The organism is Burkholderia sp. Z1, from assembly GCF_014893795.1.
Taxonomy (GTDB): domain Bacteria; phylum Pseudomonadota; class Gammaproteobacteria; order Burkholderiales; family Burkholderiaceae; genus Burkholderia; species Burkholderia theae.
This window is the reverse complement of the sequence record NZ_JACFYL010000001.1, coordinates 2,824,499-2,841,950: the sequence shown is the minus strand read 5'-3', so window position 1 is coordinate 2,841,950 and position 17,452 is coordinate 2,824,499. Positions and strand designations below refer to the sequence as shown.

Genomic DNA, 17,452 nt, shown 5'->3' with positions numbered 1-17,452 from the left:
TCTCCTCAGGAGGCCGCGCGGTTTTGTTTTGCGCGCGCGGTTTTCTTGCGCGCGGAAGTGGAAGCGGGCGGGGCGGTAGTGGTTGGCGTGTCCTTTGCACCCTGCGTGCGTTTGACGCGGCGAGGGGCAACGGAGACCGCGGTGGCTTCGGCGGCTTTCCTGGCCGATGGACGACGGCGGGCCGGTGCGGAAGCGTCGTTGTCGCGCCCGTTCGCGACGGACTTTTCGGCAACGGCCGGTGCTTTCTTTTTCGACGCAGGGGATGCGGACGGCTTGTCTTTTTTTGCCGGCGTGCTGCGCGACGCGGTCTTTTTCGCGACCGCATCGCCGTCGGTCTTTGCGCGTTTCGCGACCGGCGCGGCTTTGGCCGCCTTGGGCGCTTTGTCGGCTTGTTTGGTTTTCGCGGTCTTCGGGGTCTTTGCGGTTTTGGCGGCTTTCTTGGCGTTGCCGGTCTTCTCGCTCTTCCCGGCCGCCTTTTCCGTTTCCGCCGTCGTCGTCGCGTTGTCGACGTTCTCAGCCTTTGCTTTCGCCTTCTTCCGCCCACGCGTGCCCGCCTGCAAACCCGCTGCTTCGCCGCTCTCGTCGAGCGTCACCACGACCGGCAGCACCGATTCCAGCGTACGCAACCCGGCCGCCAGCTCACGCTTCTGCACGGGCGTGAGCCGCTTCACCCAGTATTCGGCGCGCGACGCGCTCGACCGGTCGGGCAGCGGAAACGACGCGAGCACCGTGCGCGGCTTGCGCGAGCGCGTGTAGCGCGCGCCCTTGCCGGCGGCGTGCTCGTCGAAGCGCGCGGCAACGTCGGTCGTGATGCCCGTGTAGACGCTGTCGTCGGCGCATTCGATCAGATACAGAAACCAGGACATGGCAGGGCGGCGGGATGCGAAGCCGCCAGTGTCTCAGAAAAAGCGTGCGTCAACGCCACCGGCGCCGTCTCCGTTGCGGAAGCGGCGCGGCATGCCGCCACTACTCGGTGCCGCGCCGGAACGGATCATGTTCACGCAATTCGTCGACGTACGCGTGGATATGCTCGGTCTCGCGCTCGAGAAAGCGCGCGACCGCGTCCGAGAACGCCGGGTGCGCGAGCCAGTGCGCGGAGTGCGTGACGGTCGGCAGGAAACCGCGCGCGAGCTTGTGCTCGCCCTGCGCGCCGCCTTCGAACGTGTCGAGCCCGGCCTCGATGCAGAATTCGAGCAACTGGTAGTAGGCCGTTTCGAAATGCAGGCAGGGCACGTGCTCGATCGCCCCCCAGTAGCGGCCGTACAGCGTGCCGCCGCCATGCTCGCCGCGCCGGTAGACGGCGAGCGCGCTCGCGATCGGCTTTCCGTCGGCTTCCGCGATCACGAGCAGCAGGTTCTCGGGCATCGACGCGCCGATCGCGCGGAAGAAGTCGAGGTTCAGGTACGGGCTCGAAAAGTGCTCGCGATAGGTCTGCCGGTAGCAGCGCGAGAAGAAGCGCCAGTCGGCATCGGTGATCCGGTCGCCGGTGAGCCGCCGGAACGTCACACCCGCGTCGTGCACCTTGCGCCGTTCCGCGCGGATATTCTTGCGCTTCTTCTGCTCGAGCGTGGCGAGGAAATCGTCGAAGTGGCGGTAGCCGTCGTTGATCCAGTGGAACTGCACGCCTTCACGCAGCATCATCCCCATCGATTCGAGGAGCCGTGCTTCGTCGCCGGTGGGGAACAGCACGTGCAGCGACGACACGTCGCTCTGCTCGGCGAACGCGAGCAGCGTGGCCGCGAGCCGGCGGCGCGCGTCGTCGTCGGCCGCGAGCAGGCGCGTGCCCTGCACGGGCGTGAACGGCACCGCGCACAGCAGCTTCGGGTAGTAGGGCAGGTCGTTGCGCTGGTACGCGTCGGCCCACGCCCAGTCGAACACGTATTCGCCGTACGAATGCTGCTTCGCGTAGACGGGCGCGGCGGCCGCGAGGCGGCCCGTGCGTGCGTCGGTCAGCGTGACGAAGTGCGGCGACCAGCCGGTGTCGTCGACCGCGCAGCGCGCGACGTGCAGCGCGTCGAGGAATTCGTGGCGCAGGAACGGCGTCGGCTGCGCGTCGCGCGCGAGCAGCGCGTTCCATTCGTCGGCCGGCACCTCCGCGGGGGACGACAGGATGCCCGTGCGATAATCGATGCGTTCGTGTTTCAAGCGTGAATCCGTACGTTGGATGTTGCCGGACGCGTGCCGCCGTGGCCCGTGTCCGGGACGATTTCGTCAGCCGTTCAGGGCGCGCCGCCGGGCTGCGCCGATCCCGTCATGAAGACCCGACTCGCTCTCGCCCAGATCAACGTCACCGTCGGCGATTTCGCCGGCAACGTCGCACGGATCGTCGCGGCCGCGCGCGCCGCGCACAACGATGGTGCGCAGCTGATGGTCGCGCCGGAACTCGCGCTGTCCGGCTATCCGCCGGAAGACCTGCTGCTGCGGCCCGCGTTCTACGCGGCGGCGGCCGCCGCGCTCGACGCGCTCGCCGATGCGCTGAAGGCGTTCGACGGGCTCGCGGTGCTGGTCGGCCATCCGTTGCGCGGCGCGGGCGGCGATCCGCCGGGCGACGCTTCGCGCGCGCCAGCCGTCGATGGTAATGCAAACCGCCCGATCGAGCGCGGCGTGCCGCCGACCGACACCTTCAACGCGGTGTCGCTGATCGTCGGCGGCGAGATCGCCGGCACCTACCGCAAGCAGGATCTGCCCAACGCCGAGGTGTTCGACGAGAAGCGCTATTTCGCGACCGACGCCGAGCCGCTCGTGTTCGAGCTGAACGGCGTGAAATACGGCGTGATCATCTGCGAGGACGCGTGGCATGCATCGGCCGCGCAGATCGCGAAAGCGGCCGGCGCGCAGGTGCTGCTGATCCCGAACGGCTCGCCGTACCACATGAACAAGGAAGCGGTGCGCATCGACATCCTGCGCGCGCGGATCCGCGAGACCGGGCTGCCGATGGTGTACGTGAACCTCGTCGGCGGCCAGGACGAGCTCGTGTTCGACGGCGGCTCGTTCGTGCTCGACGCGCAGGGCGCGCTCGTCGCGAAGATGCCGCAGTTCGACGAAGGGCACGCGATTGTCGAATTCGACGGCGCGCGGCCGTTGCCCGGTGCGATCGCGCGCGAGCTGTCGACGGATGCGCAGGTGTACCGCGCGCTCGTCACGGGTGTGCGCGACTACATCGGCAAGAACGGTTTTCCCGGCGCGCTGATCGGGCTGTCGGGCGGCGTCGATTCGGCGCTGGTGCTGGCCGTCGCGTGCGATGCGCTTGGGCCCGAGCGCGTGCGCGCGGTGATGATGCCGTCGCGCTTCACGGCCGACATCTCGACCACCGACGCGGCGGAGATGGCGCGGCGCGTCGGCGTGCGCTATGACGAGATCGCGATCGCGCCGATGTTCGACGCGTTCCGCGCGTCGCTCGCGGGCGAGTTCGCGGGCCGTGCGGAAGACGCGACCGAGGAGAATATCCAGGCGCGCATCCGCGGCACGCTGCTGATGGCGCTGTCGAACAAGTTCGGTTCGATCGTGCTGACGACCGGCAACAAGAGCGAGATGGCGGTCGGCTACTGCACGCTGTACGGCGACATGGCCGGCGGTTTCGCGGTGATCAAGGACATCGCGAAGACGCTCGTGTACCGGCTCTGCCGCTATCGCAACGAAACGGCCGACTACACGCTGCGCGACGTGATTCCAGAGCGGATCCTGACGCGCGCGCCGTCGGCCGAGCTGCGCGAGAACCAGACCGACCAGGACAGCCTGCCGCCGTACGACGTGCTCGACGCGATCATGCGGATGTACATGGAAGAAGACCGGCCGCTCGCCGAGATCGTCGCGGCCGGTTATGCGCAAGCCGACGTCGAACGCGTGACGCGGCTCATCAAGATCAACGAATACAAGCGCCGTCAGGCGCCGATCGGCATTCGCGTCACGCATCGCGCATTCGGGCGCGACTGGCGCTACCCGATCACGTCACGTTTTACCGAGCGTCTCGATTGAGCCGTGTAGAGCCGTACGCGGCTCGCAGGCTTACAATCGGGATCGCGATTTTTCATCCATACGAGCATTGGGGGACAACCACCATGAAACGCATCACCGCCATCATCAAGCCGTTCAAGCTGGACGAAGTCCGCGAAGCGCTCGCCGAAGTGGGTCTCACGGGCCTGACCGTGACGGAAGTGAAGGGCTTCGGCCGCCAGAAGGGGCATACCGAGCTGTATCGCGGCGCCGAGTATGTCGTCGACTTCCTGCCGAAGATGAAGATCGAGGTCGTTGTCGCGGAAGCGCAGGTCGACCAGGTGATCGACGCGGTGATCGGCGCGGCGCGCACCGGCAAGATCGGCGACGGCAAGATCTTCGTGTCGGACGTCGAGCGCGTGATCCGCATCCGCACCGGCGAAGAGAACGAAGCGGCCGTCTGAGCGCCGCATTCGGCAGCGGGCCCTGAGCACCAAGCCCGCCCGCCAATAAAAAACGGTGCGATACCCGGTTGGGTACCGCACCGATACGCGCCTCTCGCAGCAGCGTGGAAAGTGTTGTCGAATCGTTGTCCGGCAGCGCCCGATCAGAACAGGTGCTGGATGCCGGCGTAGACGCCGGTCTGGCTGCCGCCCGGATGCGGGTTGCCCGTCGACACGGCCGTGCCTGCGCCGTTCGCGTTCAGGCCGAAGTTGGCCGACGAGCTGTTGCGCACCGTCGCAGCCTGCAGGTCGAACAGCGTGCGCTTCGAGATGTTGTACGAGCCGCCGATCGTGTAGATGTTCGCGTTGCCGCCGCCATGGTTCGCGTTCACGTGATACACGGCTGCGATCAGCGCCGCTGCCGGCGTTGCCTGCCACGTCACGCCGCCCCAGACCTGCTGGGTGCCGGTCACGCCGGCGTTCACTGCCGGGCCGCCGCTGCCGTCCGCGCGCGATGCCTGGTAGGCAGCCTGCACCTTGAACTGACCGAGGAACACGTTCACGCCCGCGAAGTATTCACGCGAGTAGTTGAACACGTCCGAGAAGCGGCCGTTGCTGTCGCGCGTTTCGTCGTAGATGCCGCGCAACTGGAACAGCGAGTTCGTATAGGTGACCTGCGCGCCGGCTGCACGACCCGGCTGGCCGGCCGTCGTGTTGCCGTTGAAGCTGGTCGAGTTCGAGAACGCGAACTGGCCGTAGAAGTCGAGGCCGTAGAACTGCGGCGACTGGTACGACACGTTGTTGCTGGTCTTGTTCCAGTTGCGGCCGCGGACGAGCGATGCGGTCGACCAGGCCGACTGGCCGAACGGGTCGAAGTCCCACACGCCGTTGGCGATCGCGAGCTCACGACCCAACAGCAGCGTACCGTAGCGGTCGTTCGAGATGCCGACCGTCGCAAAACGATCCCAGATCGAGCCGCTGAAGCCGCCCGTCATCGTGTTGAACGCGCCTTCGAGGTGGAACAGGACCTTGTTGCCGCCACCGATATCTTCGCTACCCTTCAAGCCCCACAGGCTGGTGCCCCAGTCGCCGCTTTCCGCGCGCACTTGGTGGCCGTTCTGCAGGCCGTTCAAGTACTCGATGCCGGCATCCAGACGGCCATACAGCGTGACGCTGCTCTGCGCGTGCGCCGTCACTACCCCAGCAGCCATCAGCGCGGCCGCGACCAAAGCTTTCTTCATCGTCTCCTCCATACCCTGTCAAAAAGTCAACCCAGAACTGCACGAGATGCCCGGAGCGACGAGCGCCGGGCAAAAGCGGGATAACCAGGGAGACCTCGTGCAGGGCCGGTAAGCGCAGCACGCGGGCAAGCGGACGGAAATGCCGTTGAGCGGTCCCGCGCACGGCCGGATCGGCCTGCGGGGTCTCCTTGTAGTGTCGTGAAGCTAAACTACATTTCACGAACTTCGTTTTGCTACTTTGGTTACTAATTTAGCAAAAATACAATTTTGTGGCGACGGAAATCGTTGTTTGACTAACACCTGTCGCCAAATTGCCATGCAACACAGTGCGCAACAGGTGCGGCTAGGGTTCGCAACTACCGGAAAACCCTTGTCCCATAAGGGAGACACGAATTTTTCGAGCATGGGTCAAGGATTGCCACTATTGACGTTGCAAAAGCGTGGGCGTAAGCGCGAAAGATGCGAAATTGGTAAGTAATTCGTAATGAATCGGCGGCCGGCTGCGGCCGCTTTCCAAGGCCCGCAACGCCCGTCCTGCAACGCGCGCCGGGTTTCAGCCGGGGCCCGGCCGTGCGTCGAGCAGCTGCGCGCGAATCCAGCGGTGCGCGTCGGTGCGCGCATGCTTCGCGTGCGAGTAGACCTTCACCGTGTAGCGCGGAATCTCGAACGGCGCGGGGAAGATGCGGATCGGCGCCGCGTGCCGCAGCGCCTGCGCGGCACGGTTCGGCACGGTCATCAGGAGTGCGGATTCAGCGATCACGAACGGTGCGGCGAGCACGGTCGGCAGCTGCACGGCGACCTGCCGGGCGAGGCCGAGCCGGTCGAGCACGTAGTCGACGACGCCGCGCGACTCGTTCCATGGCGTGACGACCACGTGGCGTGCCGCCAGGTACTGGTCGAGCGTCAGTCGCCTGCGGATGTCCGGATGCGCGGCGCTCGCGATCACGACGTAGTCGTCGGAGAACCAGTCGAAATCCTCGATCCCCGGCGCGTCGGCTGCCGATTCCTCGTGGTAGCCGAGCGCGAAATCGATGCGGCCGGCCGCGAGCTCGTCGACGGAAATCTTCCGGTCGGAATGGACGACGCGAATCCGCAGCCGCGGCGCGACGTGCTGGATGCGCGCAACGAACGCCGGCAGCACGGCGAACGCCGTGTAGTCGGTCGCGGCGAACACGAACGTGCGGTCGCTTTGCGCGGGATCGAAGCGCCGCGCGCGGGCGAGCCCCTTCGACATCGCGTCGAGCGCGTCGCCGGCCCACGTGGCGATATCGTCGGCGCGCACGGTCGGTTGCATCTCGTTGCCGAGCCGCACGAACAGCGCATCGCCGATCGCGTCGCGCAGCCGCGCAAGCGCGTGGCTCAGCGCGGACGGGCTCATTGCGAGCTCGTGCGCGGCCGCGGCGACCGACCGGTGGCGGTACAGCGCGTCAAACACGAGCAGCAGGTTCAGGTCGAGACGGCGCAGGTCGGGATGCATCATGTTCAGGTCTGGATGAAGAAACTGCACTTCCTGCAGGCACCGCATGAACGTAGCATGACGGTCTGATTGGCGCCAGCGCGGTTGCGCGGCGGCGCCTGCCGTTTCGAATCCGGGCCGAAGGAGGGCTCAACCCGTGCAAATCGACATCCGTTCCACCACCGTCGCCGACGTGCCGCTGATCCTGCGTTTCATTACCGAGCTGGCCGTCTACGAGAAGGCGGAGCATGAAGTGGTCGCGACGCCCGCGTCGCTCGAGCGCAGCCTGTTCGGCGAGGGATCGCCGGCCCGTGCGCTGGTGTGCGAGGTCGACGGCGAGCCGGCCGGCTTCGCCGTGTATTTCTTCTCGTATTCGACCTGGCTCGCCCGGCAGGGGCTGTATCTCGAGGATCTGTACATGTTGCCGCGCTTTCGCGGCGCGGGTGCCGGGCTGCGGCTGTTGAAAGCGCTCGCGCGGATCGCGGTCGAGTCGGGCTGCGGGCGGTTCGAATGGAGCGTGCTCGACTGGAACGAGCCGGCGATCCGTTTCTACGAGAGCGTCGGCGCGGCGCCGCAGAGCGAATGGGTGCGTTACCGGCTCGCGGGCGACGCGTTGCGTGCATTCGCCGACAGCGCACCGGTGAGCGCCGCGTAAACGCAAAACGGGCGCCGCGGGGCGCCCGTTCGCACGTCGTGCGTGTCGTGCGTTACTTGAGGCTGCCCGACAGGAACCCGCGCAGGCGTTCGCTCTTCGGATTGGCAAATACCTCGGCCGGCACGCCTTCTTCCTCGACGCGCCCCTGGTGCAGGAACATCACGTGGTTCGACACGTTGCGCGCGAAACCCATCTCGTGCGTGACGACGATCATCGTGCGGCCTTCCTCGGCGAGCTTCTGCATCACCTTCAGCACTTCGCCCACGAGTTCCGGGTCGAGTGCCGACGTCGGCTCGTCGAACAGCATCACGTCCGGATGCATCGCGAGCGCGCGCGCAATTGCCACGCGCTGCTGCTGGCCGCCCGACAGGTGCGACGGATACTGCTTCTCGACGCGCGGAGCGAGGCCGACTTTCTCGAGATACTCGCGCGCGCGATCCTCGGCTTCCTTCTTCGGGATGCCGAGCACGTTCACGGGCGCTTCCATCACGTTCTCGATCACGTTCATGTGCGACCAGAGGTTGAAGTGCTGGAACACCATCGAGAGCTTGGTGCGCACGCGCTGAAGCTGTTTCGGATCGGCCGCGCGCAGCGCGCCGGTCTTGTCCGCTTTCGTGTGCACTTCCTCGCCGTCGACGACGATGCGGCCGGCATTCGGCTGCTCGAGGAAGTTGATACAACGCAGCATCGTGCTCTTGCCGGAGCCGGACGAACCGATCACGCTGATCACGTCGCCCGAGTTCGCCTTCAGCGACACGCCCTTGAGCACCTCGTTGTCGCCGTACCGCTTGTGCAGATCGTCGACGAAAAGCTTTTGAGTCTGGGAATTCATCAATAGTCCTGCGAAAACTTACTTGCCTTGCGGGCGCAGATACGCGAGCCAGCGGCGCTCGGCCTGGCGGAACAGCCACACGAGCGTGAACGAGATCACGAGGTAGAGCAGGGCGGCGATGCCGAACGCGTGGAACGACATGTAGGTCGCCGAGTTCACGTCGCGGGCGATCTTCAGGATGTCCGGCACGGTCGCGGTGAAGGCCACCGTCGTCGCGTGCAGCATCAGGATCACTTCGTTGCTGTACAGCGGCAGCGCGCGGCGCAGCGCCGACGGCAGGATCACGCGGCGATACATCGTGAACGGCGTCATCCCGTACGCGCGCGCGGCTTCGATCTCGCCGTACGACGTTGCCTTGATCGCGCCCGCGAAGATCTCGGTGGTGTACGCGCAGGTGTTCAGCGTGAACGCGAGCAGCGTGCAGTGCATCCCGTCGCGGAAGAACGCATCGAGCAGCGGCGTGCCGCGCACGACCTGCAGGCTGTAGAGGCCCGTGTAGCAGAGCAGCAGCTGCACGTAGAGCGGCGTGCCGCGGAATACGTACGTGTAGAGCCACACGGCGCTCGACAGCCACTTCCGCTTCGACACGCGTGCGACCGCGAGCGGCACCGACAGGCAGAAGCCGAGGCCGATCGACACGACGAGCAGCCACAGCGTGATCGCGACGCCGGTGATGCGGTAGCCGTCGGTGAAGAGATAGTTGCGCCAGTATTCTTGGATGAGTTCGATCATAGGTCAGCCTTGCGGACACCGGTCGAGTAGCGCTTTTCGAGCCACATCAGCACGAAGTTCGAGATCGTCGTGATGGCGAGGTAGACCGCTCCCGCGATCAGCGTGAAGAAGAAGAACCGCAGCGTGCCCTTGCCGGCGTCCTGCGATGCCTTCACGACGTCGGCCAGGCCGATGATCGACACGAGCGCGGTCGACTTCACGAGCACCTGCCAGTTGTTGCCGATGCCCGGCAGCGCGAAGCGCATCATCTGCGGGAACATGATCCGCGTGAACACCTGCCAGTTCGTCATCCCGTATGCGCTGCCGGCCTCGAGCTGGCCGCGCGGCACCGACAGGAACGCGCCGCGGAACGTCTCGGTGAAGTACGCGCCGTAGATGAAGCCGAGCACGAGCACGCCCGCGAGGAACGGGTCGATGTCGATCTGGTCCCAGCCGAGCGCGTCGGTCGCCATGTTCAGCCAGATCTGCAGGCTGTAGAACAGCAGCAGCATCAGCACGAGGTCGGGCACGCCGCGGATCAGCGTCGTGTAGACGGTGCCGATGCCGTGCGTCACGCGGTTGCGCGACAGCTTCGCGCCCGCGCCGAGCAGACCCAGCAGGAACGACAGCGCAAGCGAAAGCACCGCCAGTTTGACGGTTTGCCAGGTGCCTGCGAGGATCAGCGGGCCGTAACCTTGTAGAAACATATGTGGTCCTTGACGGCGCACGCGGTGCGCCGCGAAAGACGCGCCCGCCAAGCTGCGCGGAACGCCCCGTGCGTATCATGACCGTCCGCCCCGGCAACGATGCCGGGCCAGCCCGTCGCGCGAGCGGCGGGCAAGGGGGCGGGCGGCGCGTGGTTGACTGCTGTTACTGCCCGGACGCGGGGCCGCCCCCGCATCCGTTGCTTCTCAAGGTCGGCGCTCAGCGGGCCGAATAGACGCTGAACGAGAAATACTTGTGCGACAGCCGGTCGTACGTGCCGTCCTTGTGCATGTCGGCCAGCGCCTGGTTGATCTTGAGCTTCAGGTCCGTATCGTCCTTGCGCACGCCGATCGCGGTGCCGTCGCCGATCGTCTTCGGATCCTTCACTTCCGGCCCGGCGAACGCGAAACCCTTGCCGCGCGGCGTGCGCAGGAAGCCGTAGTCGGCCTGCAGCTCATCCTGCAGCGTCGCGTCGAGACGGCCCGAGCCGAGATCGGCATAGACCTGGTCCTGGTTCTGGTAAGGAATGATCGTCACGCCCTGCGGTTCCCAGTACGCCTTCGCGTAGGTTTCCTGCGTCGAGCCCTGCTCGACGCCGACGCGCTTGCCCTTCAGCGACGCGACCGTCGGCAGCAGCGGCGAGCCGGTCTTCGCGATCATCCGCGCCGGTGCGTCGTACACCTTGTCGGAGAAGTCGATCTGCTCGCGGCGCTTGTCCGTGACGGTCAGCGACGACACGATGACGTCGTACTTCTTCGCCTTCAGCGCCGGGATGATCCCGTCGAGGTCCTGCGCCACCCACACGCATTTCACGTTGATCCGCTTGCAGATCTCCTTGGTGAGATCGACGTCGAAACCGACGATCTCGCCGCTCGGTGCGGTCGACTCGAACGGCGGGTAGCTGGCATCGACGCCGATCCGCACGGTCTTCCACTCCTTCGCGAAGGCGCTGCCCGCCACGAGGGCGAGGGCGGCGCACAGGGCGGCCTTCTTCATTTCCATCCTTCTGTTGCTGACTTTCCGGGGCGCGCGCGGCCGGTCGGACCGGGCACCGCGGCGTATTCTAGACGGCCAAAATTCGCCGATCGGCGCTCTGGCGATGGCGGCCGCCGAAAGGGCGATCGCCAAAAGGGCGGTATTTTACCCGAACGCGATACCCGGAAAACGGCAATCCGGCGCGATCGACCGATTCTTCGACTCTTCGATTCGGCTGTTGCGGCAATCGTGGTATTCGCAACGAGTATTACGGTAATTGGGCGCGCGGGTGCAACGATGCGGTGCGCCGGTGGCGGATTGTGGCGCCATCGGCGTCCCCCTACAGTGGAGGTAAACCCGCAAAGAGAACCCGCCTCCCGGAGTGTCCGCCCCATGTTCCAGATCCGCCGCGCCGAAGACCGCTGCCACACGCGCCACGGCTGGCTCGAGTCGCGTCACAGCTTTGCGCCCGCCGGCCGTGCGGCGAACGCGCATCCGCCGGTCGGCGCGCTGCACGTGCTGAGCGAGGACCTGATCGCGCCGACGCGCGGCTTCGGAATGCAGCCGCGCCGCGACGTGGAGATCGTCACCTATGTGCTGGACGGCACGCTCGCGCACCGCGACAGCCTTGGCTGCGGCGCGATCGTCCGGGCCGGCGGCATCCAGCGGTTGAGCGCCGGCACGGGGCTCATGCACAGCGAAACCAATGCATCGCGCGACCGGCCGCTGCATCTGCTGCAGATCTGGCTGCAGCCGGCTGAACGGGGCGGGCGGCCCGGCTATGAGGAACGGCGCTTCGCCGACGACGAGAAACGCGGCCGGCTGCGGCTGGTCGCGGCGCCGGACGGCGGCGACGGTGCGCTGTCGATGCGTGCGGACGCTCGCATTTTCGCGGGGCTGATCGACGGTGGCGAGGCGGCGGCGTTCGACCTGCCGGCCGGGCGCAGCGCCTATGTGCACGTGGTGCGCGGCGACGTCGAGGTCAATGGCCACGCGCTGGCCGCCGGCGACGGCGCGCGGATCGGCGGCGTGGACGCGGTTGCGTTCGCGCGCGGCCGTGCGGCCGAGGTGCTGCTGTTCGACGTCGCCTGAAATAAAAAAAGGGACGCGAGCACCCGCCCACGTCCCCTTCGGCGCCGCTCCGGGGAGCGGCCCGCCGGCTTACTGCGCCGGCGCCGACGCGGCCTTGGCCGCGCGATGCTGTTCCCAGCGTTCCTTCATCTTCTCGTGACGCTGTTCCATCTTCGCGAACTGCTGCTTGAGCGCCGTGCTGACCGTGGTCTTCTGCTGGTCGTTCAGCCCGTTGTAGAACGCGAGCCAGGCGGTGGACGTCTGCTCGCGCAGTTGCGCGTTCTGCTGCTCGGCCTGCTGGCGTGCGGCGTGCATCGCGTTCAGGTCGAGAATCGGCTGGTTCTGCTGCGCCTTGAACTGTTCGCCCATCTGCTCGTGGCTCTTGCGCATCGCTTCACGGTTCTGCTTCATCGTGTTGATGGCCGTCTGCCATTGCTGTTCCTGCGACGCGTTGAGCTTCAGCTGGTCGTGCAGCTTCATGATCACGCCGAACGGGCCGCCATCGTGCCCGTGCATCTGGTGGGCGCCGGGGCCGCCCGGCGGCGGCATGTCGTTGGGCTGCGCGGCATGCGCGGTGCCGAATGCGAGAGCGAGCACAGTGGCGGCCGCGATGGCCACGCGGGAAGTCTTCTTATACATTTCAGAAACTCCTTGTATCCAAAGGGTCCGGCGATGCGGTATTTGGAAATCCGCGTACCGCATCCGGTAAGACGGAGGTTAGCGATGCAGGCCCCGGTCGGTGTTACGCGGGGAGGTGGCCCGGTTACGGTGCATTACAGTTCCCTTGCGCGGTAACCCGCAGTAACCCTTTCGTCCCTTTGTTTCGTTCTTTGACCCCGCCCTCGCGCGGTAAACTTCAAGCCATGACTACCCAGATCCTCATCGTCGACGACGACCAAGAACTCCGAGACCTGCTGCGCGACTATCTCGTGCGCCAGGGGATGGAAGTGTCCGTGCTGCACGACGCGGCGACGCTCGAGAAACGCCTCGAGCGCGAGCGCCCCGACCTGATCGTGCTGGACCTGATGATGCCGGGCGTGGACGGCCTGACCGCGCTGCGCCAGTTGCGCGCGGCCGGCGACGACATTCCCGTGATCATGCTGACCGCGCGGGCGGACGACGTCGACCGGATCGTCGGGCTCGAGCTCGGCGCGGACGATTACCTCGGCAAGCCGTTCAACCCGCGCGAGTTGCTCGCGCGCGTGCAGGCCGTGCTGCGCCGCCGCCGCGCGACCCCGTCGGCGGCCGCGCCCGAACAGCGCGAACCGTTTGCGTTCGGCCGCTTCGTGCTCGACTTCCAGGCGCGCACGCTGTCGGTCGACGGCAAGCCGGCCACGCTGTCGAGCAGCGAATTCGCGCTGCTGAAGATCTTCGTGAACCATGCGCTGCGCACGCTCACGCGCGAGCGGCTGCTCGAGCTGCTGCACGGGCCCGAGTACGACGGCACCGACCGCGGCATCGACGTCCAGGTGTGGCGCCTGCGCCGCATCCTCGAAACGGATCCGTCGACGCCACGCTTCATCCAGACGGTGCGCGGGCGCGGCTACGTATTCGTGCCCGACGGCGAGGCCCATGCGCAAACCCATTGATTCACTGTTCGGGCGGCTGGCGCTGCTCGTCGTCGGTGTGCTGCTCCTGTCGCACTTCGCGTGGTTTTTCGCGATGCGGCTCGAGCGCAACCAGATGCAGACGCGTTACGCGGTCGAAGAGGCCGCGTTCCTGGTCGATGCGGTGCGCCAGCACGTCGAGCGCACGCCCGACCAGCCTTTGCCGTCCCGCGTGCGGCTCGTGACGCCGGACAGCGCCGACGTGCCGAAGAACGACGTGTCGAACCTGCCGGCGGCGCTCAAGCGGTTCCGCGACGACGTGAGCGAGCGGATGCCGCCCGGCACGCGCGTCGAGATCGGCGCGCCCGGCCATCCGCCCGTGCTGTGGGTCAAGGAGCCGGCCGACCGCAACTGGATCGTGGTGCCCGTGCAGCCGCTGCGGCCGCCGCGCTCGCTGGACCGGATGCTGCTGTGGCTCGGCACGATCTTCTCGGCCGGCGTGATCGCCGCGCTGTTCGCGGCCTGGCAGCTGCAGCAGCCGTTGCGCTCGCTGGCGCGCGCGGTCGCGCGCTTCGGCCGCGGGCAGCCGGTGCCGCCGCTGCGCGAGCGCGGTCCGCGCGAGCTGCGCCAGCTCACGCATGGTTTCAACCAGATGGTGGAACAGGTGTCGCAGGCCGAGAGCGACCGCGCGGTGATGCTGGCGGGCGTCGCGCACGACCTGCGCACACCGCTGGCGCGGATGCGGCTGCGTGCGGAAATGATGGACGACGCGCGGCTGCGCGACGGTGTCGTGCGCGACGTCGACTCGATGTCGCACATCGTCGACCAGTTTCTGGTGTTTGCGCACGGCGGCTCGGACCGCAGCGAGCCGGTGCCGGTCGACCAGGCATGCGAGCGGATCGCGCGCAGCTATCGTGCGGTCGCGCCGAACGCGCCGACGGTCCAGACGCGGCTCGACGCCGATCCGGGCTTCCGGCTGCCGACGGCGACGCTCGACCGGATCCTGTCGAACCTGCTGGACAACGCGCATGCGTACGGCGCGCCGCCCGTGCTGGTCGAGACGGAGCGCACGCCGACCGGCTATGTGCTGTCGGTCAGCGACAGCGGCGGCGGGATTGCGCCGCGCGACCTCGCGGCCGCCACCCGGCCGTTCGTGCGGCTCGACCCGGCCCGTGGCGGCAACGGCCACAGCGGGCTCGGGCTCGCGATCGTCGAGCGGCTCGTGCTCAGGCTGGGCGGGGCGTGCGACATCGGCAACCGCCCGGAAGGCGGCCTGCGCGTCGCGATGACGTTCCCGTTCGAGGTCGTGCCGAAGGACGAACCCCACGCACAGGCTGCGTAAGGGTTGCATGCGGCGCCTGCCCGGCCGGGCGGGCGCCGCGCGGCATCATTCGCCGAACAGCGTGCCGAGCGTCTCGGCCGCGTTGCTGTCGATCGTGTTGTAGGTCACGGTGGTGGCCTCGAAGATGTACACGGTCGTATATCGGCCGAGGCGCTCCAGGATTTCCTCCTGCAGCGATTCCGGCACGACGTTCATGTTCAGGTACCACGCAGTCGACGACAGCCGCGTCTGGAACGATCCATACTCCTGCATCAGTTCGTAGAACGCGTCGGCATCCTGATCGCGGCAGACGATCACCAAGTTTCCTGCCATTCCCTTCCTCCCGCTCGTCGATCGATCCCCAAGGGGCTAGCCCCGATCATACCCGCTTCGCCGTTTCCGGCTGCTGACGCCCGACACGGTTTGCGCCCACGTGCGGCAGGCGGGTTCACGGCCGGGCCGGATCACGGCATAATTCGGGCCTGCATGCCGGCCGAAGGACTGCGGCCGGGCTGCTCCTACCGCGCACCCGCCGTCCGCCCGCGCGCCGGGCACGATCCGTGCGCCGGCTGGCCGTCCCCGGACGGTTGTACCTGAAATACAGGTTGGTGTAGTGTCGTGCCGTCGCGGGCCGACTCGACCGGGACCGCGCGGGAAGCAGCTTGCACGCACGGCGCATCGCGCCTGCGCGAGATCGTCAGTCAATCGAATTACCGCGCCCGTGCGCTTTGCCATGAATCAACATCGACTGCCGGCTTCGTTCGGCCTTACCGGGGAGGGCGCCTGATGGACGTCGGATTCTTCAATCCGAACCGGACCGCCAACGCGTCCGCATGGCGCGTTTTGCCGAACCGGTGGGACTTCATCGCGTTTCCGCTGATCATCTGCCTGCTGGCGATGGCAATCGTCGGTTTCCACGAAACGATGGCGCCGATCGGTGTCCTGCAGACGCAGAAGATCTCGCTCGACCCGTCGAACCTGCCCGAATATGCGTTGCGCACCACGCTGCGGATGCTCGCCGCGATGGTCGCGTCGCTCGTGTTCACGCTCGTCTACGGCACGCTCGCGGCCAAGAGCCGCCGCGCGGGCATGGTGCTGATCCCGATCCTCGACATCCTGCAGTCGGTGCCGGTGCTCGGCTTCATCTCGTTTACGGTCACGTTCTTCCTCGCGCTGTTCCCGAGCCGCGTGCTCGGCGCCGAGCTCGCGGCGATCTTCGCGATCTTCACGAGCCAGGCGTGGAACATGACGTTCAGCTTCTACCAGTCGCTGCGCACGGTGCCGCGCGATCTCGACGAGGTGTCGCGGAGCTTCCACCTGACGTCCTGGCAGCGCTTCTGGAAGCTCGAGGTGCCGTTCTCGATGCCTGGCCTGATCTGGAACATGATGATGTCGATGTCGGGCGGCTGGTTCTTCGTCGTCGCATCGGAAGCCATCACCGTCGGCAACCAGACCATCACGCTGCCGGGGATCGGTGCATATCTCGCGCAGGCGATCTCGGACAAGAACCTCGGCGCGATCGGCTGGGTGATCGTCACGATGACGGTCGTGATCCTCGCGTACGACCAGTTCCTGTTCCGCCCGCTCGTCGCGTGGGCCGACAAATTCCGGATGGAGAACACGAGCTCGGGCAACGCGCCGGAGTCGTGGCTGCTCGATCTCGTGCGCCGCACGCGCCTGATCCATCAGCTGCTCGTGCCGGCCGGCTGGTTCTTCGCGAAGGCCGCGCGGATTCCGCTGCGCCTGCCGCTGTCGGGCGCGATGCGCTTCGCGCTGCCGCGCGTCGAGAAGAAGGCGTCGCGCACCGTCGACATCGCGTGGGCGATCCTCGTGCTGATCGGCACGGCCTATATCGTGTGGCGCGTCGTCACCTTCGTGTCGTCCGGCGTGACGATGGCCGAGGTCGGCCATGTGTTCGTGCTCGGGCTCATCACGCTGCTGCGCGTGGTCGTGCTGATCGCGATCGCGTCGGTGATCTGGGTGCCGATCGGCGTGTGGGTCGGGCTGCGCCCGAGGCTGGCCGAGAAGCTGCAGCCGCTCGCGCAGTTCCTCGCCGCGTTCCCGGCCAACCTGCTGTTTCCGGTGTTCGTGATCGTGATCGCGCGCTTCCACCTGAACGCCGATATCTGGCTGTCGCCGCTGATCGTGCTCGGCACGCAGTGGTATATCCTGTTCAACGTGATCGCCGGTGCAACGTCCTACCCGAACGACTATCGCGAAGCGGCGACGAATTTCCGCATCCGTGGCTGGCAGTGGTGGCGGCAGGCGATCCTGCCCGGCATCTTCCCGTACTACGTGACCGGCGCGATCACCGCATCGGGCGGCGCATGGAACGCGAGCATCGTGTCGGAAGCCGTGCAGTGGGGCAACACCAAGATCGAGGCGCACGGCCTCGGCGCCTACATCGCACAGACGACCGCCGCCGGCGATTTTCCGAAGATCATCCTGGGCATCGCCGTGATGTCCCTGTTCGTCACCCTGTTCAACCGCCTGCTGTGGCGCCCGCTGTATGCCTTTGCCGAAGCGAAGCTGCGGCTCGACTGAGACCGATTGAGAGCGAAA

At 66.8% G+C, this 17,452-nt stretch carries 17 protein-coding genes; 7 read left to right on the top strand and 10 right to left on the bottom strand.

The genetic code is table 11. From position 1 onward, the window contains the following. Nucleotides 1–5: 5 nt before the first annotated feature. Both H3H55_RS13170 and H3H55_RS13165 read right to left on the bottom strand, forming a co-directional pair. Nucleotides 6–866 carry a GIY-YIG nuclease family protein gene (locus H3H55_RS13170; protein ID WP_193098839.1) on the bottom strand — a complete coding sequence of 287 codons (861 nt, stop codon included), beginning with the start codon at nt 864–866 and terminating at the stop codon, nt 6–8. Between the two features lie 100 nt (nt 867–966). Next, complete coding sequence (locus H3H55_RS13165) at nt 967–2,145, bottom strand: GNAT family N-acetyltransferase (protein ID WP_193098838.1); 1,179 nt, start codon at nt 2,143–2,145, stop codon at nt 967–969. A gap of 108 nt (nt 2,146–2,253) precedes the next feature. Between H3H55_RS13165 and H3H55_RS13160 the strand changes: the two genes are divergently transcribed. Together H3H55_RS13160 and H3H55_RS13155 are read left to right on the top strand one after the other, a co-directional pair. Beyond that, a complete protein-coding gene (locus H3H55_RS13160; protein WP_193098837.1) occupies nt 2,254–3,975 on the top strand; it encodes an NAD+ synthase in 1,722 nt (573 codons plus the stop codon). Nucleotides 3,976–4,058: 83 nt separating this feature from the next. Next, complete coding sequence (locus H3H55_RS13155; RefSeq protein WP_006398637.1) at nt 4,059–4,397, top strand: P-II family nitrogen regulator; 339 nt, start codon at nt 4,059–4,061, stop codon at nt 4,395–4,397. A gap of 143 nt (nt 4,398–4,540) precedes the next feature. Here H3H55_RS13155 and H3H55_RS13150 read toward each other — a convergent pair whose 3' ends face one another. Beyond that, entirely contained in the window at nt 4,541–5,617 is a 1,077-nt protein-coding gene (locus H3H55_RS13150; RefSeq protein WP_193098836.1) for a porin, read from the bottom strand. A gap of 553 nt (nt 5,618–6,170) precedes the next feature. Next, the gene (locus tag H3H55_RS13145; protein ID WP_193098835.1) at nt 6,171–7,097 is read right to left on the bottom strand and encodes a LysR family transcriptional regulator; all 927 of its coding nucleotides are present in this window, start codon (nt 7,095–7,097) and stop codon (nt 6,171–6,173) included. Nucleotides 7,098–7,230: 133 nt separating this feature from the next. On the opposite strand from H3H55_RS13145, the gene H3H55_RS13140 reads away from it, so the two are divergent. After that, complete coding sequence (locus H3H55_RS13140) at nt 7,231–7,728, top strand: GNAT family N-acetyltransferase (protein WP_193098834.1); 498 nt, start codon at nt 7,231–7,233, stop codon at nt 7,726–7,728. Between the two features lie 52 nt (nt 7,729–7,780). Here the strand turns inward: H3H55_RS13140 and H3H55_RS13135 are convergent, their stop codons facing one another. The 4 genes from H3H55_RS13135 to H3H55_RS13120 all read right to left on the bottom strand — a co-directional run bounded on the left by H3H55_RS13135 (nt 7,781) and on the right by H3H55_RS13120 (nt 10,972). Continuing rightward, nucleotides 7,781–8,560: an ABC transporter ATP-binding protein gene (locus tag H3H55_RS13135; RefSeq protein ID WP_129512703.1), complete on the bottom strand. Its 780-nt coding sequence runs from the start codon at nt 8,558–8,560 to the stop codon at nt 7,781–7,783. A gap of 18 nt (nt 8,561–8,578) precedes the next feature. After that, complete coding sequence (locus tag H3H55_RS13130; RefSeq protein WP_129512702.1) at nt 8,579–9,292, bottom strand: ABC transporter permease; 714 nt, start codon at nt 9,290–9,292, stop codon at nt 8,579–8,581. Next, nucleotides 9,289–9,978 carry an ABC transporter permease gene (locus H3H55_RS13125; RefSeq protein WP_129512701.1) on the bottom strand — a complete coding sequence of 230 codons (690 nt, stop codon included), beginning with the start codon at nt 9,976–9,978 and terminating at the stop codon, nt 9,289–9,291. Before H3H55_RS13125 ends, H3H55_RS13130 begins: the two co-directional genes overlap by 4 nt. A gap of 217 nt (nt 9,979–10,195) precedes the next feature. Beyond that, on the bottom strand, nt 10,196–10,972 hold the full coding sequence (locus H3H55_RS13120; protein ID WP_048249409.1) for an ABC transporter substrate-binding protein: 777 nt from the start codon (nt 10,970–10,972) through the stop codon (nt 10,196–10,198). 372 nt (nt 10,973–11,344) lie between these two features. Between H3H55_RS13120 and H3H55_RS13115 the strand changes: the two genes are divergently transcribed. Beyond that, complete coding sequence (locus H3H55_RS13115) at nt 11,345–12,043, top strand: pirin family protein (protein WP_193098833.1); 699 nt, start codon at nt 11,345–11,347, stop codon at nt 12,041–12,043. 69 nt (nt 12,044–12,112) lie between these two features. Here the strand turns inward: H3H55_RS13115 and H3H55_RS13110 are convergent, their stop codons facing one another. Continuing rightward, the gene (locus H3H55_RS13110) at nt 12,113–12,661 is read right to left on the bottom strand and encodes a periplasmic heavy metal sensor (RefSeq protein WP_193098832.1); all 549 of its coding nucleotides are present in this window, start codon (nt 12,659–12,661) and stop codon (nt 12,113–12,115) included. Between the two features lie 224 nt (nt 12,662–12,885). Between H3H55_RS13110 and H3H55_RS13105 the strand changes: the two genes are divergently transcribed. Next, nucleotides 12,886–13,611, top strand: coding sequence for a response regulator (locus H3H55_RS13105; protein WP_009693256.1), 726 nt, complete (start codon nt 12,886–12,888; stop codon nt 13,609–13,611). Next, on the top strand, nt 13,595–14,911 hold the full coding sequence (locus tag H3H55_RS13100; protein ID WP_193098831.1) for an ATP-binding protein: 1,317 nt from the start codon (nt 13,595–13,597) through the stop codon (nt 14,909–14,911). Before H3H55_RS13105 ends, H3H55_RS13100 begins: the two co-directional genes overlap by 17 nt. A gap of 45 nt (nt 14,912–14,956) precedes the next feature. Here the strand turns inward: H3H55_RS13100 and H3H55_RS13095 are convergent, their stop codons facing one another. Beyond that, nucleotides 14,957–15,223 (bottom strand): hypothetical protein, encoded by a 267-nt coding sequence (locus H3H55_RS13095; protein ID WP_011545926.1) that lies wholly within the window; start codon nt 15,221–15,223, stop codon nt 14,957–14,959. A 453-nt stretch (nt 15,224–15,676) separates the two neighbouring features. On the opposite strand from H3H55_RS13095, the gene H3H55_RS13090 reads away from it, so the two are divergent. Further along, nucleotides 15,677–17,434: an ABC transporter permease gene (locus H3H55_RS13090; RefSeq protein WP_129512698.1), complete on the top strand. Its 1,758-nt coding sequence runs from the start codon at nt 15,677–15,679 to the stop codon at nt 17,432–17,434. Nucleotides 17,435–17,452: the final 18 nt, after the last annotated feature.